The sequence below is a fragment of the Stackebrandtia albiflava genome (assembly GCF_007994225.1).
Taxonomy (GTDB): domain Bacteria; phylum Actinomycetota; class Actinomycetes; order Mycobacteriales; family Micromonosporaceae; genus Stackebrandtia; species Stackebrandtia albiflava.
In genome coordinates, this window is the sequence record NZ_VLLL01000005.1 from 576,034 (window position 1) to 599,798 (window position 23,765).

Sequence of the window (23,765 nt, forward strand, 5' to 3'; positions counted from 1 at the left end):
CTCAACCCCGCAGGACGCCCAGTTCCTGCTCCAGGGCCGCCAGTCCGTCACCCGCCCGGTAGAACTCCTCCGGTGACGAGTCGGGAAGCGGTCCGAAGCCGGGTTCGGCCTCGGGCGGGGTGGCGGCGGCGATGTGGCGGCGCACGCCCTCCAACAGCGTGTCGCGGTCGCCGCCGCGCAGGTTCACCAACAGGAACGGGTCGTCGTCGAAGCACACCGCGAAACCGTGTTGCACCGCGATGACGTGCAGGCAGATGCGGCCACGGTCCCGACACGGGCACTCGGCGGTCAACTCGCCGGGCGCCGGGAACAGCGTCGCGCCCACGGTCGCGGCGAGTTGCCGGTCCACGTCGGACGGCAGCCGGTCCTCCCGCAGCTCGGCGAGGTTGCGCCACTGCCGCCCCAGCGCCTCGGTGACGTCGTCCCAGCGCGAAGCCGTGAACACCGGCAGCCGCACCGTGACCCCGAAGGTGCGGGGCGGCTGGTCGACCCAGGCGGACAGTTCACCGGGGGCCACGTGCAGCATGTCCACGTCGCCGGCGGTCACGAGGCTGCGGGCCTTGGGTAGCCGGGAGTCGGGATAGCGAAGCCCCAGTTGTTCCAATGTGCGCAGCCAGCTCTTCCCCCACCAGGAGCGCCCGAACTTGGCCACCCCCCGGCCGACGTGCCGTTCGGTCATTCCGCCACCTCCGCTTCGGACAGTAGGACCAGCTTGCGCAACTCCGCGTCGTCGAGGCGGGTGATCCAGTCCTCGCCGGTACCGGTTATCGCCTCGGCGATCGACCGCTTGCGTTCCAACAGGTCGGCGATGCGTTCCTCCAGGGTGCCGCCCGTGACGAGCTTGTAGACGTCGACGGGTTTGTCCTGGCCGATGCGGTGGGCGCGGTCGGTCGCCTGGTCCTCCACGGCCGGGTTCCACCAGCGGTCGTAGTGCAGGACGTGCGAGGCCGCGGTCAGGTTGAGACCGGTGCCGCCGGCCTTGAGGCTGACGATCAGGATGGGCGGGGGATCGTCTCCGTTCTGGAACCGGGCCACCATCACGTCCCGGTCGGGCTGTCTCACTCCACCGTGGAGGAACGGGACCTCCGGCAGCGCCAGCCGTTCGGCCAGGTGTCTCGCCAGCAGTTCGCCCATGACGCGGTACTGGGTGAACACCAACGACTGCGCGCCCTCCGACACCGCCTCGGCCAGCATCTCGGTGGCACGGTCCAACTTGCCGGAGCGTCCCCGGAGCGGACCGTCCTGTTTGAGGTGTTGTGCCGGGTGGTTGCAGATCTGCTTGAGCTCGGTGAGCAGCTTCAGGATCCTGCCGTGCCGCTCGATCCCGGCGCCGAAGCCGGTGTCCCAGGCGCGTGACACCGCCGTCCGGTACAGGCTCGCCTGCTCGGAGGTCAGGCTGCACGCCACGATCGACTCCTGTTTCGCGGGGAGGTCGGTGGCGACGTCGGCCTTGAGGCGGCGCAACAGGTACGGTGCGACCAGCTCCCGCAGCCGCCCGGCGGCGCCGGTGTCGCCGCGCTGTTCGACGGGCTCCGCGAACCGCTTGGCGAACGCCTTGGTGGTGCCCAGCAGCCCGGGGTTGGTGTAATCCATGATGGACCACAGTTCGGTGAGCCGGTTCTCCACCGGTGTACCGGTCAGCGCCAACCTGACGGCCGCCGGTATGCGCCGGGCCGCCTTCGCCGTCTGCGACGTGTGGTTCTTGATCTGTTGGGCCTCGTCCATCACCGCGACGTCCCAGTCCTGGTCGGCGAGCATGGTGATGTCACGCAGCAGCAGGCTGTAACTGGTGACGACCACGGAACCGGCGGGGAAGGCGCCGCCGGTGGCGCGGTCGGTTCCGTGGTGCCGCACGACCGGCAGGCCCGGCGCGAATCGGTGCAGCTCGCGTGCCCAGTTGCCCACCACGGACGTCGGGCACACCACCAGGTGCGGCCGGTCGCCCGGGCGCCCGGCGAGCAGCGCGATCGTCTGGAGGGTCTTGCCCAGGCCCATGTCGTCGGCCAGCACCCCGCCGGTACGCGCGGCGGCGATGGCGCGGAGCCAGCCGACGCCCTCCAGTTGGTAGGGCCGGAGCGTCGCCGACACCCTCACCTCGGCGGGCGCGGCGGCCGGGACCTCCCGCAGCCGGTCGGGCCGGCCATGCGGCCGGGCGAAGGTGCGGTGTGTGTCCCGCAGGAAGGTCCGCAGCAGTGGGCCGGGGCGCCACACGGTCTCGCCGTCCCGGCTGATCGGATTGGCCGCCGGCGGCAACAGTTCGGCGAGCCGGTCGAGTTGTGACCCGTCACGATGTCCCATCGCGATGAGTCCGGCGGTGCGCCACGCGCGCAGCGAGTCACTGCTCTGCCTTCCGACGGCGAGCGAGGTCAACGCGGGAAGCCCCTGGTCCAGTGGCACCAGCCGGACCGGCAGGTGTGTCACGGTGAGCCGGTCGTCCTCGGGAACGACGCACCGGAGGCGGCCGGGCGCGCCCTCGGGCAGGCCGCGCCTGCGTGCCGCCTCGGCGGGATCGGGCGGTCCCCACCAGACGAGCACACCGGGCTCGGAGGGGTCCGGATCGGGGCAAAAGGTGACCTGCAACGCGGTGGGCCGCAATTCAATACCTTTCGATAGCCGGACGGGGCGCGAAAGATTAACGTACCCGCTCACCTGTATGCAAATTATGGAACTTACCTTTATGAATGGTCGGTGAATCCGCTGTGATTTGAATAACCATTGATACTCATGTCTACTGTTGAGGGAAAGTCCATGAGCAGTTCCATGTCACGCCGCTCCGTCCTGACCGCCGGTCTGGCGGCGACATCCACTGTGTTTGCCGCCGGGACCGCCGTGGCACGGGAGGAAGAGGCAGCATTGAACGGTCGGCGTACCGACGAGGGAATCGAATTCCACGCGTGGTCGGGTCGAGGTGACTGGCAGCGGGGCGAACGCGCCGGGGTGGAGGTGGTGTCCCGGCCGCGGAGCGGCATCCGCATCGACGAGCCGGTGGAGACGATCGACTACACCGATCCGCACACCGGCACCACCCAGTCGTGGGAGATCGCCACCTGGACCTCGCCCGAGCACCGCGGCCGCGTGGCGGCCGGTGAACTGATCCCGTCCTGGAACGCCGCCACCCCGGCGGGCACGTTCGTGCAGATCGACCTGCGCGCGCGTTACCAGGACGACACGCACAGCCCCTGGTTCGTCATGGGACGTTGGGCCTCCGGCGACGGCGACATGATCCGCACCTCGGTGAACCGGCAGGGCGACCCCCGGTCCACCATCTACACCGACACGTTCTCCGTCGACGACCCCGCGACCACCCGCGTCGTCGGTTACCGCCTGCGCGTGGTGCTGCACCGGCTCGCGGGCACCGACGTGACCCCGACGGTGTGGCGGGTCGGCGCGATGGCCTCGCACGTCCCCGACCGCTTCGAGGTCCCCGCGACCGTGCCCGGCGTGGCCACGGGCGTGGAGTTGGAGGTCCCCCGGTACTCCCAGAGCGTCCACTCGGGTCAGTACCCCGAGTACGGTGGCGGGGGACAGGCGTGGTGCAGCCCGACCTCCTCGCAGATGGTGCTGGAGTTCTTCGGCCGGACCGTCGCCCCCGAGGACCTGGCCTGGGTGAACCCCGACTACGACGACCCGCAGATATGCCACGCCGCCCGGTACACCTTCGACGCCGCCTACGACGGCTGCGGCAACTGGCCGTTCAACGCCGCCTACGCGGCGACGTTCCACGACATGGACGCGGTCATCACCAGGATGGGCAGCCTCGCCGACGTGGAGGCGCTGATCGCCGCCGGTTTCCCCGTGATCACCTCGCAGTCGTTCCTGGAGGAGGAACTGCCCGGGGCGGGGTACGGTACGGCCGGTCACCTCATGGTCGTCATCGGTTTCACCGAGGACGGCGACGTCATCGCCAACGACCCGGCCTCACCGAGCAACGAGGCGGTGCGCCGGGTGTACGACCGACGCGCCTTCGAGAACATCTTCCTGCGCACCAGGCGCAAGGCCGCCGACGGCAGCATCGCGGGCGGATCGGGCGGCGTCTGCTACCTGTTCAAGCCCCGTGACCGCGAGTGGCCGCGCCACCTGCGGATCGGTTGCTGACGCCGCCGGACGACCGGTGACCACCGTCCCGGTCCTCCGGCCGCGACGCCGACCCCCCGACGGCCGTGGGGAACACCACGAGTAGCATGTGGATCCCTGTTCCCCCGGCCGCCGGCCGCCGACCCCGCCTCGACACTCACCACCGGCACGGCCGAGGTCGTGGGCCACCATGATGACTGAATCCCAAGGAAGCCGCGCGTTCCAGGTCGATCTACGCGGCCTGGTCGACCTGCTGTCGCACCACCTCTACTCCAGTCCCCGCGTGTACATCCGGGAACTGCTCCAGAACGGCGTGGACGCCGTCACCGCCCGGCGTGCCATCGACGCCGACGCGCCCGGCACCGTGCTCATCACGGCCGTCTCGGACGGCATCCGGATCGACGACTCCGGCATCGGGCTGACCGAGGCCGAGGTCCACGACCTGTTGGCGACGATCGGGCGCAGTTCCAAACGCGACGGACTCGCCGCCGCCCGGCAGGACTTCCTGGGGCGGTTCGGCATCGGGCTGCTCGCGTGCTTCATGGTCGCCGCCGAGATACGGGTCGTGTCGCGGTCGGCCCGCACCCCCGACGCCGCGACCGTCGAGTGGCGGGCCTCGGACGACGGCTCCTACACCGTCACCGGGGCGCGGACTCCCCGCGCCGAACCGGGTACCACCGTGTTCCTCAAGGCGCGACCGGACGCCGCGGAGTGGCTGGCCGCCGACCGGGTCCGGGAGCTCGCCGCCGACTTCGGGTCGCTCCTGCCGTTCGACGTCGGTTTCGCCGTGGAGGGCGCGGAACCCGAGCCGATCACCGACCGGCCTCCGGTATGGGAGCGGCCCCATCCCAGCCCGACGGCCCGCCGGATCGCGCTCAACGCGTACTGCGAGCGGACGCTGGGCTTCACACCCCTGGACGTGGTGGACCTGACCGTCCCGGTGGCGGGGGTGCGCGGCGTCGGTTTCATCCACCCGCACGCGACGTCACCGGCGCAGCGGACCCGCAACCGGGTGTACCTCAAGGGGATGCTGCTGACCGACCGCGCGGAGGACCTGCTGCCCGACTGGGCGTTCTTCATGGCGTGCGTCGTCGACACCGACTCGCTGCGCCCCACCGCGTCCCGGGAGAACCTCTACGACGACGAGATGCTGGCGACCGTGCGGGACGCCCTGGGCGGGCGGGTCCGCTCCTGGCTGACGTCGTTGGCGGCGGGTGACCCGGCCCGGCTGGTGGAGTTCCTCGGCGTCCACCACCTCGGCGTCAAGGCGCTCGCCCGGCACGACGACGCGCTGCTGTCGCTGCTGCTGCCGTGGCTGCCGTTCGAGACCAGCGAGGGCGGCGTCGGCCTCGCCGAGTTCGCCCGCAGGCACCCCACGCTGTACGTCACCCGGACCGTCGAGGAGTTCCGCCAGGTCGCGCCGATCGCGGCGGCCCAAGGCATCGGAGTGGTGAACGGCGGCTACACCTACGACGGTGACCTGGTGGCGGCCCTGCCCAGGGTGATGCCGGGGGTGACCGTGTCGGCGCTGGACCCCGACGTGGTGACGGCGAGCCTGGACCTGGTGGACCCCGACGTCGAGCTCGCCATGTCGGGATTCCTGACCATCGCCCGGGCACGGCTCGACGCCGCCGGGGTCGACGTCGCGTTGCGGGCGTTCCACCCCGTCGGGCTGCCGGCGCTGTTCCTGGACGACCGCGCCGCCCGGTTCGAGCGGGACCGGGCCGAGGCGGCGTCCGACGCCGACGACCTGTGGAGCGGAATCCTCGGGGCGCTGCAGCAGAGCGGTCCGCGCGCCAGACTGGTCCTCAACCACCGCAACCCGCTCGTCTCCCGGATCGCCGGCCTCGGCAACCCGGACCTGATCGGGACCGCCGTCGAGTCGTTGTACGGACAGGCGCTGTTGATGGCGCAACGGCCGTTGCGCCAGGCCGACCTCGCACTGTTGAACCGTTCCTTCCTGGGACTCCTGGAGTGGGTCACCGGTGACCACCGAGAGGCCGGCCAATGACACCACCCACAGTGGAGACCATCCGTCGCGCGATGGCCGACAACCGCGGCATGCCCAACGGCGAGGCGCGGAACGCGCACGCCGAGTCCATCGTGGATCAGGCGGACGCCCTGGGAGACCAGCCGACCGTCACCGAGGCGCTCATCACCCTCATCGAGGCGTACGAGTACAGCGCCGAGAGCCACAAGCTGCTGGTGCCGTTCGCGCGACTGCTGCGCCGGTACGACACCGCCCCGGAGCACTACGACGACGAGGACGTCAGCGGACTGTTCTGGTACTTCAAATGGGCGACCGGCGGCATGCTCGACAATCCCGACGTGCCCCTCGCCGCCGTCGAACACTGGCTGGCCGAGATGCGGCGCCGATACACGCAGGCCGGGTACGGCATGCACGCCGTCCTCAAGGAGGAGTGGTGGATCGCCGACCACGTGGGCGACACCGCACGCGCGGGCCGCGCGTTCACCGAATGGCGAAGCACCGAACGCGACCGGATGAGCGACTGCCTGGCGTGTGACCACAACGCCGTGGGCGAACACCTCTCCCACCGGAGCGACGCCGAGGCCCTGGAGGCGTGGCGTCCGGTGCTGGAGGGCGACCTGCGCTGCGCCGAGGAACCGCACCGCATCCTCGCCGACTCGCTGCTGCCGCTGACCCGGCTCGGCCGGGTCGAGGAGGCCCGGGCCAACCACCTCCGGGGATACCGCATGGTCCGCGGCGACGACAGCCTGGCGACGTCGGTGGCGATGCACATCGAGTTCTGCGCGCTCACCGGCAACGAGGCCCGCGCCCTGGAGATCCTGGCCGAACACCGCCGCCACATCGACGGCATCCGGAACGCCGGATCCCGTCGCCGGTTCCTGGAGGGCGTCGCCGTGCTGCTCGGCCGCCTGACCGACTCCGGCCGGGGCGACGTGGCGGTCCCCGGTCCCGGCGACGAGGACTGGACCGCCGCGCGCCTGCGCGACGTCGTCCTGGCCGACCTGGAGGAGCTGTGGCGGCGCTTCGACGCCCGCAACGGCAGCGACTCGGTGTCGGGGGCGGGCCGGGCGCGCCTGGCGGTCCCACCGTTCGCGGAGCCCCTGCCGCTCGGCGTCACCACCGCGACGCCCGCCACCATGCCGGTCACCGCCGCGGCGCCGCCGGTGACGGCCGAACCGCCCGCCCGCGCGGAGGACCTGCCCGCGTTGATCGCCGAGGCGACCGCCCTCACCGAGGCCGAGTCACCCGACGCGCGAGACGCCTGGCTGCGGATCGACCGGCTCGCCACCGGCGCCGGCGTCCCCCTGGAACCGCTCGCCGAGGCCGCCGCCATCTCGGCGCGCGGCCGCGACCTCGTTCTCACCGACCTGGACACCGCCCTGGCGCTGTGGCGCCGGGCGGCCGAGCTGTACACCGACAACGGACGACCGGACATGGCGACGATCCGGGAGACGTGGATCCTGACGGCCCAGGCGTTGCATGACGAGCCCGTCCTGGCCGATGTGGACGAACTGTTGCGGTCGGTGCGGCGGTCGCACGAGACGGGAACCACTCCCGGCCGAGTCCTCGCCATCGTGTTGGTCAGCCGCGCACTCCTGGAGGTCACCGCCGCGACACACGACTCCTCACCGGAACGGCTGACGGAGACCCTGCACCGGCTCGCGGAGTGGCAGGCCGAGCTGCCGGGCGGGGAGGACGACCGTCCGTCGATTCGCCGGCACCTGGAACTGATGTTCATGCGCGCCCAGGTCCTGCACCTGCTGGGTGACGCCGAGGAACTGCACCGGACCGGCCTCGCGGCGTGGGAACTGGCGGTGCGCATCGAGGACGGCTCCGAACAGGTGCGCGCGGCGGCCCTCATCGTCGGCCGGGTGTTCGCGGAGTCCGGTGCCGAGGAGGCGATCCGGATCGCGAGCACGGCCCTGGCCGCCGACACCCGGCACGAACACCCCCACCAGGTCGCCGAACTGCACCTCGCGTCGGCCCAGATCAGGATGAGCCTGGCCGAGTGGGATCCGGCTCTCTCGCACGCCCGTGACGCCGGTGACCGGTACGAACGGGTCGGCAACGACGCGGCGGCGGCGTTCTCCCGTCACCTCGTCGGCGTGGCCTACCTGGAGAAGGACCGGCCCGCCGAGGCCGCGACGGTGTTGGAGTCGGTACTGCCCGAACTGGACGCCTCCGAACCGGAGGCGGCGTTCAACGCCCGCAACGCCCTGTGCCGGGCGCTGCTGGAGCTCGAGGAACCGCAGGCCGCCGCGGAGGTCGCCGCCGTCGCGGCCGCGGCCTGCAAGGACGACCCGGAACCCTCCCGGTACGCGCACTTCGCGTCGATGGCGGCCGAGGCACTGCTGGCCGCGGGCGAGACCGAGGCCGCGGCGGCGGCCGCCGGGGAGGCCGCTCGGGCGTGGCGACAGGCGGGGCACCTGCCGAACGTGGCGAAGCTGGGGCGGTTGCACGCCGGTGCCGCCACCGACGAGGCCACGGCCTCCCGGGAACTGCTCGCCGTCGTCGAGGAGTTGACGACGGCCCTGGTCGATCCCGAGCAGCCGTCGGAGAACCTGACGATCCTGCACCGGGAGCGGGGCCTGACCTATCGGGAGGCCGCGCACGTCCTGTGGCGGCGTCTCGACGAGGACGAGTCGACCGACCTCGACGGGCGTGGTGAGGTACTGCGGCGCAGCCGTGAGGCGTACCGGGACTTCGAGGCCGCCGGCGACGTCGTGACGTTGCGATGGCTCGACGCCGACCTGGTGTGGCAGCTCGCCGAGGCGGGCGACGCGGCGGGGGCGGCGGCACACGCGGCGTCGGCACTCGACAGGTGGGGCACCGAATCCGGCGTCGAGGACGTGCGGGCGCGGTTGGAGTTCGCCCGCGACGCGGTGGCCGGGACCGGTGCCGACGCCTGAGGAACGGCCTCCGTCGCGACGGGCGGCCGTGCCGGGTGTGGCCGTCACGGCCGGTAGCGGTACCCCATGCCCGGTTCGGTGAGCAGGTGGACCGGGCGGGACGGGTTGTCCTCCAGTTTGCGGCGCAACTGGGCGAGGTACTGCCGGAGGTAGTTCGTCTCCCGGTCGTACCGGGGACCCCACACCTGGTGCAGCAGTTGACGTTGGCTCACCAGCCGGCCCGGATTCCGCAGCAGGATCTCCAGAAGCTGCCACTCGGTCTTGGTCAACCGCACCTGTTCACCGGCCCGGGTGACGGTCCGGGCCGCCAGGTCCACGACGCTCGATCCGATCCGGAACACCGACTCGGCGTCCCCGCCGTGGCCGCGCCGGGCCGCCACCCGCACCCGGGCGAGCAGTTCGGCGATGTCGAACGGCTTCGTGATGTAGTCGTCGGCGCCCGAGTCCAGCGCCCGGACCTTCTGCGCGCTGTCGGCGCGGCCCGACAGCACCAGGATCGGCACGGTGGTCCAGCCCCGCAGCCCCGACACCACGTCCACGCCGTCCACGTCGGGCAGTCCCAGGTCGAGGATCACCACGTCCGGGGGTTGCGCGCTGGCGGCACGGATGCCCGACGCGCCGTCGGCGGCGACGGCCACGTGGTAGCCGTGTGCCGCGAGGTTGATGCGCATCGCGCGCAGGATCTGCGGATCGTCGTCAATCACCAGGATCCTGGTCAACTCGTCTCCTCCCGTTCGGCCTGCGGCAGGCTCAACACCATGGTGAGACCGCCGCCGGGCGTCGCCTCCGGTGACAGGGTGCCGCCCATGGCCTCCGCCAGTCCCCGCGACAGCGCCAGGCCGAGGCCCACGCCGACCGAGTTGTCGCGGTCGCCCAACCGTTGGAACGGGGTGAACATGGTCTCGTGCGCGTCGTCGGGGACACCCGGTCCGTGATCCACGACGCGCAACTCCACCCTGCCCAGGTGAGCGCTCGCCGTCACCGACACCGGTTCGCCGGGACTGTACCGCAGTGCGTTGCCGATGAGGTTGACCAGAATCCGCTCCAGCAGGCCGGGGTCGGCCGACACCTCGGGCAGGTCGTCGGTGATGGCGACCTCCACGTGGCGCGCCGCCTCACCGAGCTCGTCGAGCGCCGGTGGCACCGCGTCCTCCAGGCCGATCGGCACGGCCGTGACGCCCAACGCGCCGGCCTGGAGCCGGCTCATGTCGAGCAGGTTGGCGACCAGCCTCGCGAGCCGGTCGAGTGACTCGTCGGCGGTGGCCAGCAATTCGGCACGTTGCGCGGGACTGAACCGGTCGGAGGCCCCCCGAAGCCCCGCCACCGACGCCTTCGCCGACGCCAACGGCGTGCGGAGGTCGTGGGACACGGCCGCCAGCAGGGCGGTGCGCATCCGGTCCGCCTCGGTCAGCGGCCTGATCGCCGCCGCCTGGTCGGCGAGCCGTCGCTGTTTCAGGGCCGCGGCGGCCTGCAGGGCGAACGCCTCGACGATCCGTCGGTCCGCGGCCTCCAGCGCCCGCCCGGTGAGTGCCAACGCCAGGTCCTCCCCGATCGGGATGTCGGTGTGGGCGGCGCCGGGCGTCGAGGCCGGCGGACCGATCGCGGCGACGACCTGCCAGCACCGGGAGTCGTTGCGGCTGTCGGGGCCGTCGTGTCCCGGGCGTCGTTCCAGGAGCGTCACCGACGTCAACCGGAACGTGTCGGTGAGCTGTTGCAGCAGTGCGGGAAGCGGGTCGTCGCCCCGCAGCACGCTGCCGGCCAGGTTGGCGAGGATCTGCGCCTCCGTGGTCGCGCGCGCGGCCTGCCGGGCACGGTCGGCCGAGATGTGGACGACGGTCGCCCCCGCTATGGCGACGACGATGAACACCAGCAGGGCGAGCAACTGCTCCTGTTGGGAGACCGCCAGGTGGTGGCGCGGCTCGGTGAAGAAGAAGTTGACCATCGCGAAGCCGCCGACCGCCGCCGCGACGGCGGGCCAGATCCCGCCGGTGAGCGCGATCGCCATGACGGCGGCGAGGACGGTGAGCATGACGCTGGTCAGTGAGAGGTCGTCGCGCCACGGCACCAGGCTCAGGATCAGGGCCGGGAGGGCGGTCACCGTGAGGACGAAACCGGCGATGCGCCGGTGGCGGCTCAGCGCGCCCCGGCCGCCGGTGCCCCGCCGGCCCACCGCGACCTTCTCGTGCGGCACCAGGTGGACGTCGATGCTGCCGGACCTGGCCGACACCGTGACGCCGACACCGGGGGAGAGCGAACGGGCGAGCCGCCCGCGCCGTGACGCGCCCAGGACGAGCTGGGTGGCGTTGACGCCGCGCGCGAAGTCGAGCAACGCCTCCGGCACGTCGTCGCCGATGACCTGGTGGTAGGTGCCGCCGACGCTCTCCGTCAGTGCCCGCTGCCGGGCGAGGTTGTGGGTGTCGCCTCCGGTGGCCGACAGGCCGTCGCCGCCGGCGATGTGCACGACCTGCAGGTCGGCTCCGCCGCTGCGGGCGGCGATGCGGGTGGCCCGCCGGATGAGGGTGTCGCCCTCGGCGCCGCCCGACAACGCGACGACGACGCGTTCCCGCGCCGCCCAGGTGGCGTCGATGTCGCGATCGCGGCGGTACTTGGTGAGCTGGGCCTCCACCTTGTCCGCCAGCCACAACAGCGCCAGTTCCCGCAGCGCCGTGAGGTTCCCGACCCGGAAGTAGTTGGCCAGCGCGGCGTCGACCTTCTCGGGCGGGTAGACGTTGCCGTGGACCATCCGCCGACGCAGTGCCTCGGGGGTCATGTCGGTCAGTTCGACCTGGTCGGCGCGCCGCACCACCTCGTCGGGCAGGGTCTCGGCCTGTGTCACGCCGGTGATGTCGGCGACCACGTCGTTGAGGGATTCGAGGTGCTGGATGTTGACGGTCGAGATGACGTCTATCCCGGCCTCGAGGACGTCCTCGACGTCCTGCCAGCGTTTCCCGTTGCGGGAACCGGGCGGGTTCGTGTGGGCGAGTTCGTCGATCACCGCGACCGAGGGGCGGCGGTGGATCAGCGCGTCGACGTCGAACTCCTCGAACCGCCTGCCCCGGTACTCCGCGGTGCGGCGGGGCATCACCTCCAGCCCGACGAGCCGCGCCTCGGTCGCGGGACGCCGGTGGGTCTCGACGAAACCCACCACCACGTCGGTACCGCGCGCGGCCCGGCGGTGCGCCTCGGCCAGCGCGGCGTAGGTCTTGCCGACGCCGGGGGCGGCTCCCAGGTAGATTCGCAGCTTTCCGCGTGCCATGCTCCCAAGGATGCGCCGCCGCCCGGCGTCTCCGCCGGGTTCGGCGGTCATCGGCCCGCCGATGTGACCGGGTGGTCACGATCCAGTGCCAGGTTCAACGTGACGACGTTGACGCCCGGATCCCCCAGTACCCACAGGGACCGGCCGGTGGTGTGGGCGTCGATCAGCGCGTTCACCACCCCCTCGGGGACGCCGCGTTCGGCCGCGACCCGGGGGGCCTGGAGCCGGGCGTACTCGACGCTGATGTGCGGGTCGAGACCGGAGGCGGAGGCGGCGACCGCGTCGGCCGGCACCACCGGATCGGCGGGTGCGTCCCCCGCCACCGGCACCGGCACCGCGCCGGAGTGGTCTTCGCCGTAGACGGCGCACTCGACGGTGACGCCCCGGTACTCCGTGATGAACGGCTCGGTGACCGTGTCGCAGGACTCGTTGAGGCTGACGACCCGCGTCACGGTGCCGCGGACGCCTTCGGAGTGGTACACGCCCAGCACCGCGCCGACGGCGGAGCCGCCGCTCTCGGCGCAGTAGGGTCGGGAACCGTCGACGTTCTCCAGCCGCCCCACCTCGAAACTGCGAGAGCACACCCGGGTGAGCAGGCTCATCGAGGCGTTCTCGTCGCCCTCCCAGCCGAGCTCCGGGTCGGGCAGCGTGTCGACGACGTGCTCGGGGCCGAGGTTCGACGCCGCGGTCGCGGTGGGGTCGTAGGGTGCCCCGGTGTCGTCGGCCGCCATGGACGGCCGGGACTGGAAGTACGTCACGATCGGCTCGCCCGCCGCGTCGGTGAACGACTGTCCGATCAGTTCCGAACCGACGACCTCGCCGTCGGCGTCGGTGATCAACGAGCCGGCCGCGTTGTCACGCAGCCCGGGGAGTTGGGCGACGAGCGTGACGCCGAGCGGGTAGGCGACGCCGAGCACGACGGTCATGGCCAGCAGCGCGCGCAGCGCCGCCAGGTGTGAGGAGAACGCGCCACGTTTCATGAGGTGATCCCGGGGATGAGAGAGACGAGCAGGTCGATGGCCTTGATGCCGAGGAACGGCGCGACGACACCGCCCAGGCCGTACACGAACAGGTTGCGGCGCAGCATCGAGACCGCGGTGGCGGGCCGATACCGCACACCGCGCAGCGCCAACGGGACCAACGCGATGATGATCAACGCGTTGAAGACGACCGCCGATATGATCGCCGACTCCGGGCTCGACAGCCGCATGATGTTGAGCGCGTCCAGGCCGGGGTGGACCACGGCGAAGATCGCGGGGATGATCGCGAAGTACTTCGCGATGTCGTTGGCGATGGAGAACGTGGTCAGCGCGCCCCGGGTCATCAGGAGCTGCTTGCCGATCGCGACTATCTCGATGAGTTTGGTCGGGTCGGAGTCGAGGTCCACCATGTTCCCGGCCTCCTTGGCGGCCGAGGTCCCGGTGTTCATCGCCAGGCCCACGTCGGCCTGCGCCAGGGCCGGCGCGTCGTTGGTGCCGTCTCCGGTCATGGCGACGAGCCTTCCCCGGCGCTGCTCGGCGCGGATCAGCTCCAGCTTGTCCTCCGGGGTGGCTTCGGCGATGAAGTCGTCCACGCCCGCCTCGGCGGCGATGGCCGCCGCGGTGCGGGGGTTGTCGCCGGTCACCATGACGGTGCGGATCCCCATGGCGCGCAGGGTGTCGAACCGCTCGGTCATGCCGTCCTTGACGACGTCCTTCAGGTGTACGACGCCCAGTACCCTCGCCGGTTCGTCGCCGGTGCAGACCGCGACGAGCAACGGCGTGCCGCCCTCGTCGCTGATCCGGCCCACCAGTTCCGGTACCCGCGGATCGACGTCGCCGCCTCCGGCCGCCGTCCACGCCGTCATCGCGGCGGCCGCGCCCTTCCTGACGCCGGTCGTGACGCCGTCGGGGGAGACCACGTCGACACCGCTCATCCGCGACTGCGCCGTGAACGGCACCGGCGTGACACCCGACGACTCCGGTGGCACCACACCGTACGCCTCGCGCGCGAAGTCCACGATGGAGCGCCCCTCCGGGGTCTCGTCGGCCAGGCTCGCCGACAGCGCCGCCTCCGCCAGTTCCCGGCCGGCCACGCCCGGCAGCGGCAGGAACGCCGAGGCGCGGCGGTTGCCGTGGGTGACGGTGCCGGTCTTGTCGAGCAGCAGCGTGTCGACATCCCCGGCGGCCTCCACGGCGCGGCCGGACATCGCCAGTACGTTGCGCTGCACCAACCGGTCCATGCCGGCGATGCCGATCGCCGACAACAGCGCCCCGATCGTGGTGGGGATCAGGCACACCAGTAGCGACACCAGTACGATCCCGGTGACTCCGCCGGCGTCCAGCACCCCGTTGTCGAGGGCGGGTGACGCCGCCTTGGCGTAGATCGCGGCCGGTTGGATCGTCACCACCGCGAGGAGGAAGACGATCGTCATCGCGGCCAGCAGGATGTTCAGGGCGATCTCGTTGGGGGTGCGCTGCCGTGAGGCGCCCTCTACCAGGGCGATCATCCGGTCCATGAAGCCCTTCCCCGACTCGGCGGTCACCTCGACGACCACCCAGTCCGACAACACGCGGGTTCCGCCGGTCACGGCGCTGCGGTCACCGCCGGACTCCCGGATAACCGGCGCGGACTCGCCGGTGATGGCCGACTCGTCGACGCTGGCGATACCGATCACGACGTCGCCGTCGGCGGGGATGACCTGTCCCGCCTCGACCAGGACGAGGTCGCCGTTCCGCAGTGCGGTGGCGGGCACCTCCTCGACGGGTGCGCCGTCCGGCCCGGTGAACCCGGCCGCGTCCGTGGTGAGCCGGTGCGCCGTGGTCTCGGTGCGGGTCCTGCGGAGGCCGGCCGCCTGCGCCTTGCCACGTCCCTCCGCGATGGCCTCGGCGAGGGCGGCGAAACCCACCGTCAGCCACAGCCAGACGGTGATCACCCACGCGAAGACCGAGGGATCGGCCACCGCCAGTACGGTCGTGAACGCCGCGCCGAGTTCCACGATGAACATGACGGGATTCCGCCACAGCGACAACGGATTGAGTTTGCGGAACGCCGAGGGGGCCGCGTCACGCCACTGCCGCGGGTCGAGGACGCCGGATGCGGCGACCGTGGTGGATGGAGACATCGATACTCCCTAGAGGGCCTCGGCCAGTGGGCCGAGCGCCAGGACGGGCAGGAAGGTCAGGGCGACGAGGACGATCGTCACGGCGCCGACCATTCCCACGAAGAGGGGTGTGGTGGTGGGGAAGGTGCCGGAGGTCGCCGGGACGGAACGTGCCGTGGCGAGCGACCCGGCCAGGGCCAGTACCAGGATCATCGGCAGGAACCTGCCCAGCAGCATGCAGATCCCCAGCACCGTGTTGAGCCACGGGGTGTCGGCGCCCAGCCCCGCGAAGGCCGAACCGTTGTTGTTGCTCGCGGAGGTGAACGCGTACAGCAGTTCCGACCAGCCGTGCGGGCCGGACTCCTGGATGGCCGCGTGGTTACCGGGGACGGCGATCGTCGTCGCCAGGGCGAGCAGCAGGATCGCCGGGGTCGTCAGGAAGTACAGCGACGCGAGTTTGATCTGCCGGGCGCCGATCTTCTTCCCGAGGTACTCGGGGGTGCGGCCGACCATGAGACCGGCCACGAACACCGTGATCACGGCCAGCACCAGCATGCCGTACAGCCCGGACCCGACCCCGCCGGGAGCGACCTCTCCGACGGCCATGTTGAGGATCAGCATCCCGCCACCGCCCGCGGAGTACGAGTCGTGGAAGGAGTTGACCGATCCGGTGGAGGTCAGTGTGGTCGCGGCGGCGAAGACCGCCGAGTCGCCCACTCCGAACCGGACGTCGCGGCCCTCCATCGAGGAGCCGAGCGCGGTGGGGACCGTTCCCGGACCGGCGAGTTCCAGCAGGACGACGGCGGTGGTGCTCAGCAGCGCCAGGCCCGCCATCACCGCCAGGATCGCGCGGCCCTGTGCGGGGTTGCCGACCATCCGTCCGAAGACCCGCGGCATCGAGAACGGGATCATCAGGATGAGCAGGACCTGGACCAGGTTCGTCCAGTTCGTCGGGTTCTCGAAGGGATGCGCGGAGTTGACGTTGTGGTAGCCGCCGCCGTTGGTGCCGAGGTTCTTGATCGCCTCCTGGCTGGCGACGGCTCCGCCGGTGATCTGCTGCGGGTCTCCCGTGACGCCGGCGGCGGTCACGGTGTCGGTGAGGTTCTGTACGGCGCCACCGGCGATCAGGACGATCGCGCCGATCACGCTCAACGGCAGCAGGACCCACAGGGTCACCCGGGTCACGTCGACCCAGAAGTTGCCGAGCCGGTCGGTGGTGCGGCGTGCGAAGCCCCGTACCAGCACCAGGGCGACCGCGATTCCCACCGCGGCCGACAGGAAGTTCTGCACCGCCAGTCCGGCGGTCTGGACCAGGTGTCCCATCGTGGACTCACCGGAGTAGGACTGCCAGTTGGTGTTGGTGACGAAACTGACGGCGGTGTTCCACGCCACCGCGGGGTCGACGGCGTCGAAGCCCTTGTCGCCGGGGAGGAGGTGTTGGAGGCGTTGCAGACCGAACAGCGCGACGACTCCGACCGCCGAGAAGGCCAGGACGCTGCGGGCGTATCCGGCCCAGGTCTGTTCGGTGTCGGGCCGCACTCCGATGAGCCGGTACAGGCCGCGTTCCACCGCGAGGTGTCGCTCGCGGGTGGTGACGCGGTGGATGTGGTCGCCCAGTGGGCGGCAGGCCAGGACGAGTGCCGCGATGAGGATCGCGACGAATCCGAGGGTGGGGAGTCCGGCGGCCATCAGAACCGCTCCGGCCGGATCAGGGCCGCCACGAGCAGCACCACCAGACCGGCGGCGATGACGCCGCCGACGACGTTGACGACGGTCACAGCTTCTCCACCGCCTTGACCGCGGCGGCCAGGACCGCGAACAGCGCGACGGTCAAGGCGAGATGGGCGATGTCGGGCATGTGTTCTCCTCGTGGGTGTCGGTCCGCCGCGATCCGGCGGCTCACGGCGAGTCAATTCCGGGGAGCGGGGACCGACAAGCTTCCTGACGGGGCGGGTACGGGGGCGTGGGCCGTCTTGACGGCTTGTTGACGGCGAGGTGTCTGCACCGACTGCAAAGAGATGTTTGCAAAAATCTGTTTGCGGTATTAGGCTCGATCACGTGAAATCGGTGAGACGGGTCGCCGACCCGCAGACGCTCAAGGCCCTCGCCCACCCGCTGCGGGTCAGGCTCCTCGGCTCACTGCGCACCGACGGGCCGCAGACCGCGAGCGAGCTCGGGCGCCGGTTCGACGAGAGTTCCGGCAGCACCAGCTACCACCTGAGGGTGCTCGCCGCACACGACTTCATCGAGGAGGACCCGGAGCAGCCCAACGCACGCGACCGCCGCTGGCGGGCACGCCACGACTACACCGCGTGGCGTAACCGGGACTTCGACGACGACCCGGTCGGTTCGGAGGCCGCCCGGTTCATGCGGCGGCGGCAGTTGGACAACGTGGTCGCCGCGACCGAACGGTTCGAGTCCGAACGGGCCGAGTGGGGCCCCGACTGGGACGACGCCTCGGGCCACTCCGACTACGCGGTCAGGCTGCGCCCGGAGGCCGCCGCGGAGTTGCGCCGGAGGTTCAAGGAGCTCGTCGACTCGTACGCCGACGACACCGCGACCTCCGAGGACGCCGAGATCGTCCGGATCTACCTGGCGGCCTTCCCGGTCCGCGACACCCGTTACTGACCACATCGCCTCCACCGCCCGGGCCCGACGATCCGGTGCCCACGCCGGCGGCCGCGAAGAACAGGACTCCTCATGCCCGTCGCCGACCCCGCCGCGCTCTCACGCCGGTTCGTCCTCGTCACGGCGTTGACCTGGCTGCCGCTGGGCATCGGAATGGCCCCGATGATGTTGCTGATGACGTTCCGGGGCATCGACCTGGCCACCATCGGACTGATCATGGTGCTGCAGAGCGTCGTGGTGACGGTCCTCGAACTCCCCACCGGTGGACTGGCCGACGTCATCGGGCGGCGCGGGGTGTTGATCGCCTCGGCGATCCTCGGGCTCGCGGGTTTCTGTTGGCTGGCCGTGGCCACCCGGCCGTGGGAGTTCGTCGCGGTCGTCGTGCTCCGGGGCGCCTCCCGGGCGCTGTCCTCGGGTCCCGCCGAAGCCTGGTACGTCGACGCGGTCCAGGCCGCCGACCGGGACGGCGACATCCGGCGCGGCCTGGCCCACGGGCAGACGGCGATGGGGCTGAGCCTGGGCTGCGGAACCCTGCTGGGCGGCGCCGTCCCGCTCGTCGTCCCCGCCGACGCCGCCGTGCCACCGCTCGCGGCACCGATGCTGCTGTCGGCGGTGTGCTACCTCGCGCTGCTGGCCGCGGTGTGGCGCGGTATGGCCGAGGCACCGCGAGACACCGCACCGCCCCGGCCGGCGGCGCTGCTTCGGGACGTCCCCCGCACGATCGCGGCGGGACTGCGGCTCGGGTTCCGGAGTTCCGCACTGGCCCGGCTGCTCATGACCTTCGCGGTCCTCGGTTTCGCACTCAACGCGGTCGAGATCCTGACCCCGGTCCGGCTCGCGGAGTTGACGGGCGACGGTGCCGAGGCGGCCGCGGTGTACGGCGTCATCACCGCGATCGGATTCGCCGCCTCGGCGGCCGGCGCGATGTCGAGCCCGGCCGTCACCCGGCTCTTCGGCGACCCGCACCGGACGGCCGTGGTGGGAACGGCGGCCGGTGGCGCGGGGATGGCGCTGCTCTTCCTCACCGAGTGGGTCGTCGGGATGCCGGGAGTCGGGTTGATCGCCGGGTGTTACCTGGTGTTCTTCCTGGCGGGTGGAATGCGTGGCCCGGTCCAGTCGGAGCTGATCCACCGTGAGGTGACCGCGTCGGAACGGGCCACCGTGGTGTCCATCCAGTCGTTGCTGTTGCAGGGCGGTGGCGCGGTCAGTTCACTGCTGCTGCCGTGGTTGGTGACGATGTGGTCCATCCCGGGGGCGCTGCTGTTGTCGGGCGTGGCGCTGTCGTGCTCGGCGGTCCTGTTCGCCGCCCCGCGTCACCGGGCGCGGCGAGAGGCCGAACGGTCGGCGGCGTCGGCGATGTGACGTGTGTCGACGCGAGCCGCTCCGCCGCCCAAACCGATTTGTGCGCGGTCTAGATTGCCCTCGTGCTGAGGTTGCTCGTCGCGTTGTCCGCGGGTCTGTTGGTCGGGTCGGTCGGTTACGGGTCTCTCACCGGAGACCCGGGTGTGAGCTGGTTGTGGGGAGTGTCCCTGACACTGGTGATCCTCTCGGGCAGCCTGGTGGTGGTGGGGAGGAGCCTTCGCGGCACCGCGGTCCCGGGATCCGCCGAGCTTGCCGAACTGTTGCGCCGCAACGGTGGCGCCCCCGCCCGCGTCGACCGGATCACCCGGACGGGCCTGACGGTGAACGACCGGCCGATGTGCGAGCTCTCGGTGACGGTCGCCCCGCCCGGCGAGGACGCCTACCGCACCACCACCAGACTCCTCCTCGATCCGGTGGAACTGCCCGCGTTCCAGCCGGGCGCGGTCGTTGCGGTGGCGCGCCGGTCGCGGGAGCGTCCCGAGGTGTGGGTGGTCCGTGAACCCGACGCCGGAGCGGCGGCCGTGATGGACGGCGCCGACCGCATTCCACCCGCCGCCCGGGTGCCGGAACGGCCCGCCGACTACACCTCGGTCCCCGGGCCGGGTGCTCGGCGTCCGTTGATCCCGCTCGGGCGACGGGGACGGCCGTGGCGGATCGCGGCGTACGCGGTGGTGTTCCTCTCCGGACTGGCGATGGTCGTGGGACCTCACGCGGCCGAGGCGGGCCGCGCGGTGGCCGCCCTCGGCGCGGACGTCGACTACGACGACTTCGTGTACGGCGACCGCCAGGGTGAGGCGGTGGAGGCGTTGGCGGCGGCGGCCGGCGGCGACCTGTTCGTGGAACTGCACTTCTTCGACGACGGCATGGTGTTCGCGACCGCCCCGACCGCGCCCGGCGCGACGACGGTCGACGACTTCATGTACCGGTACGGCGACGCGGAACGGGAGGGGCCGTCGACGATCCAGCCCGAGGACCTCGGGTCGGTGCTGTTCGACGCATCCGATGTGGACTTCTCCGGTGTCCCCGACCTCGCGGCAGAGACCCGGCGCCTCACGGGGATCACGTCGCCGGCCTCGACGTCGGTACACGTGTCCCGGGAGACCCCCGACCCGGAGACCGGCGAGCCCGGCCCCGTGCTGGTCTCGGTCTCGGTCGACGACGCCTACCACGACGGCTCGGTCACGTTCACCGTCGCCGGTGACGTGAGGACGATGGGGGGCGGCGTTCCCGGCTCGGAGGCCGCGGAGTACGCCGACTGACCATGCTCAGTCCGTCGACGTCGCCTCCGGTCGCGGGGTGTCCCCGGTCTCCCGGTGCGCGGTGCCGGCCAGGCGTTCGACGGTGGCCAGGACCTTCTCGTGCCAGGCGATCTCGGTGTGGACGCGCATGGTGGCGTGCTCGACGATGAGGTCGTCGGTGGGGCTCTGGTCCGGCCAGCGCCGGTCCCGTTCGTGGTCGAAACGGGAGGCGTGCGCCCGGAGTGCGGCTATCCGGTCCAACAGGTAGCCGCGCAGCAGTTCGGGTGGCAGGTCTCCGCTGACGGCCAGCGCCAGGTCGAAGGGATCGGGCCGGATCCCCACGTCGCTCAACGCCTCGTCCCGCAGCGCCTTCAACTCCCGGTCGCCCTCGGGGGTGATCTCGTAGACGGTCCTCGCGGGAAGCGCGCCGTCGCGTTCGGTGCGCAGCGGCCGGATGAGTCCCTCGGCCTCCAACCGGTGCAGCGCGCCGTACAGCGAACCCGGTTTCACCTGCGACCACAGTTCGGCCCGGTCCAGTCTGGCGTCGCGGCGGAGCTGGTGGCCGTGCATGGGTCCGCGTTTGGAGAGGGCGCCGAGGATGAACAACCGGGTGGGATTCATACACCAGTTTTACCCGACTACTCGCTTTTGAGTACTCTCGTGGCGTGAGTATCAAACCCATTCTCATCGCCGGCGACCCCCGCCTGGCCACGCCCGCGGTGCCCGTGACCGAGTTCGACGCCGATCTCGCGCAGTTCGTCGAGGATCTGTTCGAGACCAACACGGCCGCCAACGGCGCCGGGCTGGCCGCCAACCAGGTCGGCGACCCGCGCGCGGTGTTCGTGTACGACCTGACCGATGACAACGGGACTCACCGCGGCTACGTCGTCAACCCGCAGATCGAGTTGAAGGAGCCGCCCTCACGCGAGATGCCGGACCCCGACGACGACATCGAGGGGTGTCTTTCGGTGCCGGGGGAGAACTTCCCGACGCGGCGAGCCGACTGGGCCCGGGTGACCGGTGTGGACGTGGAGGGCCGACCGGTCACCGTCACCGGCACGGGATATCTGGCCCGCTGTTTCCAGCACGAGGTCGACCACCTGTCGGGCCTGCTCTACCTCGACAGGCTCGTGGGACGGTACGAGCGCGCCGCCCGCAAGATGATCAAACGCCGCCGGTGGACGGAACCGGGCAACAGTTGGCTCCCCGGCCGGGACGCCGATCCGTTCGGCTGGTGACCGACCGACCGACCGGAGCTCTAAGTCGGTGATCCCGAACCGGCGGGCGTGCAGCGCCCGGACCGGCGCCGTCAGTTCCTCCGCCGGACCCCGGGTGTGGAGCAGCGGGGCCACCGCGGTCACCGGAAGCGGGTTCACCGGTCCGGCCGCCACACCCCAGTTCCGCAGCCACTCGGTGAGTTGTGCGGCGGACACCGCGTAGACGACCGGTCCCAACCCCACCCAGGCGTGGGCGGCGCTGCACATCGGACAGTGTTCGCCCGAGGTGTACACGGTGGACGCCCGGCGCTCCGGCTCGGACATGTGCGCGGCGGCCCAGCGTGCGATCGAGAACTCCGGGTGGCGGGTGGCGTCACCGGCGCCGACCCGGTTGCGGTCCTCGAACCGGACGGTTCCCGCCGCGTCGACCAGGAGCGAGCCGAACGGCTCGTCTCCGGCCTCCAGGGCCTCCCGCGCCAGCGCCACACATCGCCGTAGGTGTCGCAGGTCGGTGTCGGTCAACTCGGATCCACTCGGTTTTCGCACGACCGTGAGCCTAGAGGGCCTCCGAGGCGATCGGGCCGGCATCAGGCGGCACGCACCGGCGTGGCGGTGTTCTCGCGCCCGCTGTACCGGCCGAGCGCGGGAACCCGGACCGCCAGTGCCGCGAGGGCCACCACCAGCAGCACCCCCGCCGTGACCGTGGTGGCCACGACACCGACCGACTCCGCGATCGCACCGAGGACGACGGTGCTCAACGGCATCACGCCGATCGCGAGTTCCTGGAGGCCCAACGCGCGGCCGTGGACGGCCGGCTCGGTGGTCATCAACAGCAGCGTCGTCTGCAGGACCCCGAACGCGGCACTGAACAGTCCGATGAGCCCGGCCAGCAGGAACGACAGCGGCACGTTCTGCGACAGGGCGAACAGCGACCAGGTGGCCCCCCACGCGGCGGTCCCGCCGATGAACAGCGCACCCTTGAACCGGAAGTCACCCAGGCCCGCGATGACGAGTGACCCGACGAGCCCGCCCAGGCCGCAACAGGTCAACAGCGCACCGAGCCCCGCCGCGTCGAGCCGGAGCGACTCCTCCGCGAACACCGGCATGAACGACTGGAACACCGGCCAGATCAGGGTGTTGGCGGCGAGCGTGACCGCCAGGACCGCCACCGCGAGCCGATTGCGGCCGATACTGCGGAAACCGTCGATCACCATGCGGTGCGCCGCCTTGGGTGGGGCGGCCGGACGTTCCCGCCGGCCCTGTCCACGCAACGGGAGCAACAGCAGGAACGACACCACGTACCAGCCGGTGGAGATCCACAGCGCCGCCGGAGCGCCGAGCGCGGAGATCATGGCGCCGCCGAACGCCGGCCCGACGATCTGGGTCATGTTGATGGCCATCGAGTTGAGGGCGTTGGCGTTGCTGAGCCGTTCCCGGCCCACCAGGTCCAGGACCAGTGACGCACGCGCGGGTTGCGACGGGGACTGCGCCATTCCGATCGCCAGCCCGGCGATCAGCAGTGCCCAGTACGGCAGCATGTCCAGTGTGGCCAGAGTGGCTGCGGCCCCCAGGGCGGCGGCCGCCCAGCCGCAGGTGGTCAACAGCAGGTTCACCCGGTCGTACCGGTCGGCGAGTGCGCCGGTGAGGGGCCCCAGCAGCATCGGCGCCAGGCGCACCGAGGTGAACGCCGCGACCAGGAACTCCGAACGGGTCGTCTCGTACACGAGCCACCCGAAGACGAGGGTCTGTGTCCAGGCGCCGCCGAAGAAGAACAGGTTCGAGAACCACAGCCTGCGGAACGGCCGGTTGCCCCGCAGGGAGGCGAACACGTCGGTCGCCCCGGGGCGGCGGGTGGCGGGGTGGGGGGACTCGTCGGCGTGCCGCACCGGTGTCTCGGCTCCTTCGGCGGGTGGTGACGGAGCCCGGGGGAGGCCCCGGCGGCCGAAGTGAGGCGGCCGCCCGCGGAATGGTATACCAATAACTCGGCGCCGCCGCCGCGCCGATCCCCG

The 23,765-nt window shown here is 71.4% G+C and carries 18 protein-coding genes and 1 pseudogene; 7 read left to right on the forward strand and 12 right to left on the reverse strand.

The window, feature by feature from the left end; translation table 11 throughout:
- Position 1 precedes the first annotated feature (1 nt).
- Both LX16_RS03585 and LX16_RS03590 read right to left on the reverse strand, forming a co-directional pair.
- Positions 2 to 679, reverse strand: a complete 678-nt coding sequence (locus LX16_RS03585) for an SWIM zinc finger family protein (protein ID WP_147133028.1) — start codon at positions 677 to 679, stop codon at positions 2 to 4.
- Positions 676 to 2,595, reverse strand: coding sequence for a DEAD/DEAH box helicase (locus LX16_RS03590; RefSeq protein WP_211354266.1), 1,920 nt, complete (start codon positions 2,593 to 2,595; stop codon positions 676 to 678). The genes LX16_RS03585 and LX16_RS03590 overlap by 4 nt, the downstream gene beginning before the upstream one ends.
- A 153-nt stretch (positions 2,596 to 2,748) precedes the next feature.
- Here LX16_RS03590 and LX16_RS03595 point away from each other — a divergent pair, with 153 nt between their 5' ends.
- The 3 genes from LX16_RS03595 to LX16_RS03605 all read left to right on the forward strand — a co-directional run bounded on the left by LX16_RS03595 (position 2,749) and on the right by LX16_RS03605 (position 8,973).
- A complete protein-coding gene (locus LX16_RS03595; protein ID WP_147133031.1) occupies positions 2,749 to 4,095 on the forward strand; it encodes a peptidase C39 family protein in 1,347 nt (448 codons plus the stop codon).
- 172 nt (positions 4,096 to 4,267) lie between these two features.
- Positions 4,268 to 6,085, forward strand: coding sequence for an HSP90 family protein (locus LX16_RS03600; RefSeq protein ID WP_147133034.1), 1,818 nt, complete (start codon positions 4,268 to 4,270; stop codon positions 6,083 to 6,085).
- On the forward strand, positions 6,082 to 8,973 hold the full coding sequence (locus LX16_RS03605; protein ID WP_147133037.1) for a hypothetical protein: 2,892 nt from the start codon (positions 6,082 to 6,084) through the stop codon (positions 8,971 to 8,973). The genes LX16_RS03600 and LX16_RS03605 overlap by 4 nt, the downstream gene beginning before the upstream one ends.
- A gap of 44 nt (positions 8,974 to 9,017) precedes the next feature.
- Here the strand turns inward: LX16_RS03605 and LX16_RS03610 are convergent, their stop codons facing one another.
- The 7 genes from LX16_RS03610 to LX16_RS27845 are packed head-to-tail and all read right to left on the reverse strand — an operon-like array spanning position 9,018 to position 17,214.
- Positions 9,018 to 9,692, reverse strand: coding sequence for a response regulator (locus LX16_RS03610; protein ID WP_147133040.1), 675 nt, complete (start codon positions 9,690 to 9,692; stop codon positions 9,018 to 9,020).
- Positions 9,689 to 12,229, reverse strand: a complete 2,541-nt coding sequence (locus LX16_RS03615; RefSeq protein WP_147133042.1) for an ATP-binding protein — start codon at positions 12,227 to 12,229, stop codon at positions 9,689 to 9,691. Before LX16_RS03615 ends, LX16_RS03610 begins: the two co-directional genes overlap by 4 nt.
- Positions 12,230 to 12,276: 47 nt before the next feature.
- On the reverse strand, positions 12,277 to 13,209 hold the full coding sequence (locus tag LX16_RS03620; RefSeq protein WP_147133045.1) for a potassium-transporting ATPase subunit C: 933 nt from the start codon (positions 13,207 to 13,209) through the stop codon (positions 12,277 to 12,279).
- On the reverse strand, positions 13,206 to 15,332 hold the full coding sequence (kdpB, locus tag LX16_RS03625) for a potassium-transporting ATPase subunit KdpB (RefSeq protein WP_147133050.1): 2,127 nt from the start codon (positions 15,330 to 15,332) through the stop codon (positions 13,206 to 13,208). Before kdpB ends, LX16_RS03620 begins: the two co-directional genes overlap by 4 nt.
- A gap of 9 nt (positions 15,333 to 15,341) precedes the next feature.
- Positions 15,342 to 17,000 carry a potassium-transporting ATPase subunit KdpA gene (gene kdpA / locus LX16_RS03630; RefSeq protein ID WP_147133053.1) on the reverse strand — a complete coding sequence of 553 codons (1,659 nt, stop codon included), beginning with the start codon at positions 16,998 to 17,000 and terminating at the stop codon, positions 15,342 to 15,344.
- The gene (gene kdpF, locus LX16_RS03635) at positions 17,000 to 17,089 is read right to left on the reverse strand and encodes a K(+)-transporting ATPase subunit F (RefSeq protein ID WP_147133057.1); all 90 of its coding nucleotides are present in this window, start codon (positions 17,087 to 17,089) and stop codon (positions 17,000 to 17,002) included. The genes kdpA and kdpF overlap by 1 nt, the downstream gene beginning before the upstream one ends.
- The gene (locus tag LX16_RS27845; protein WP_280176789.1) at positions 17,086 to 17,214 is read right to left on the reverse strand and encodes a hypothetical protein; all 129 of its coding nucleotides are present in this window, start codon (positions 17,212 to 17,214) and stop codon (positions 17,086 to 17,088) included. The genes kdpF and LX16_RS27845 overlap by 4 nt, the downstream gene beginning before the upstream one ends.
- 155 nt (positions 17,215 to 17,369) lie before the next feature.
- Here LX16_RS27845 and LX16_RS03640 point away from each other — a divergent pair, with 155 nt between their 5' ends.
- From LX16_RS03640 to LX16_RS03650, 3 genes are all read left to right on the forward strand, one after another.
- Positions 17,370 to 17,939 (forward strand): winged helix-turn-helix domain-containing protein, encoded by a 570-nt coding sequence (locus LX16_RS03640; RefSeq protein ID WP_158645464.1) that lies wholly within the window; start codon positions 17,370 to 17,372, stop codon positions 17,937 to 17,939.
- Between the two features lie 72 nt (positions 17,940 to 18,011).
- The gene (locus LX16_RS03645; RefSeq protein WP_147133063.1) at positions 18,012 to 19,301 is read left to right on the forward strand and encodes an MFS transporter; all 1,290 of its coding nucleotides are present in this window, start codon (positions 18,012 to 18,014) and stop codon (positions 19,299 to 19,301) included.
- 62 nt (positions 19,302 to 19,363) lie between these two features.
- A complete protein-coding gene (locus LX16_RS03650) occupies positions 19,364 to 20,560 on the forward strand; it encodes a hypothetical protein (protein WP_147133066.1) in 1,197 nt (398 codons plus the stop codon).
- A gap of 6 nt (positions 20,561 to 20,566) precedes the next feature.
- Here the strand turns inward: LX16_RS03650 and LX16_RS03655 are convergent, their stop codons facing one another.
- Positions 20,567 to 21,160, reverse strand: coding sequence for a PadR family transcriptional regulator (locus LX16_RS03655; protein WP_147133069.1), 594 nt, complete (start codon positions 21,158 to 21,160; stop codon positions 20,567 to 20,569).
- A gap of 44 nt (positions 21,161 to 21,204) precedes the next feature.
- On the opposite strand from LX16_RS03655, the gene LX16_RS03660 reads away from it, so the two are divergent.
- Positions 21,205 to 21,777 (forward strand): peptide deformylase, encoded by a 573-nt coding sequence (locus tag LX16_RS03660; protein ID WP_147133072.1) that lies wholly within the window; start codon positions 21,205 to 21,207, stop codon positions 21,775 to 21,777.
- A 27-nt stretch (positions 21,778 to 21,804) separates the two neighbouring features.
- Here the strand turns inward: LX16_RS03660 and LX16_RS03665 are convergent.
- Both LX16_RS03665 and LX16_RS03670 read right to left on the reverse strand, forming a co-directional pair.
- Positions 21,805 to 22,344: pseudogene (locus tag LX16_RS03665) on the reverse strand (nucleoside deaminase); the annotation flags it as partial.
- Positions 22,344 to 23,642 carry an MFS transporter gene (locus LX16_RS03670; RefSeq protein WP_147133075.1) on the reverse strand — a complete coding sequence of 433 codons (1,299 nt, stop codon included), beginning with the start codon at positions 23,640 to 23,642 and terminating at the stop codon, positions 22,344 to 22,346. The gene LX16_RS03670 and the pseudogene LX16_RS03665, both read right to left, overlap by 1 nt.
- Between the last annotated feature and the right edge of the window lie 123 nt (positions 23,643 to 23,765).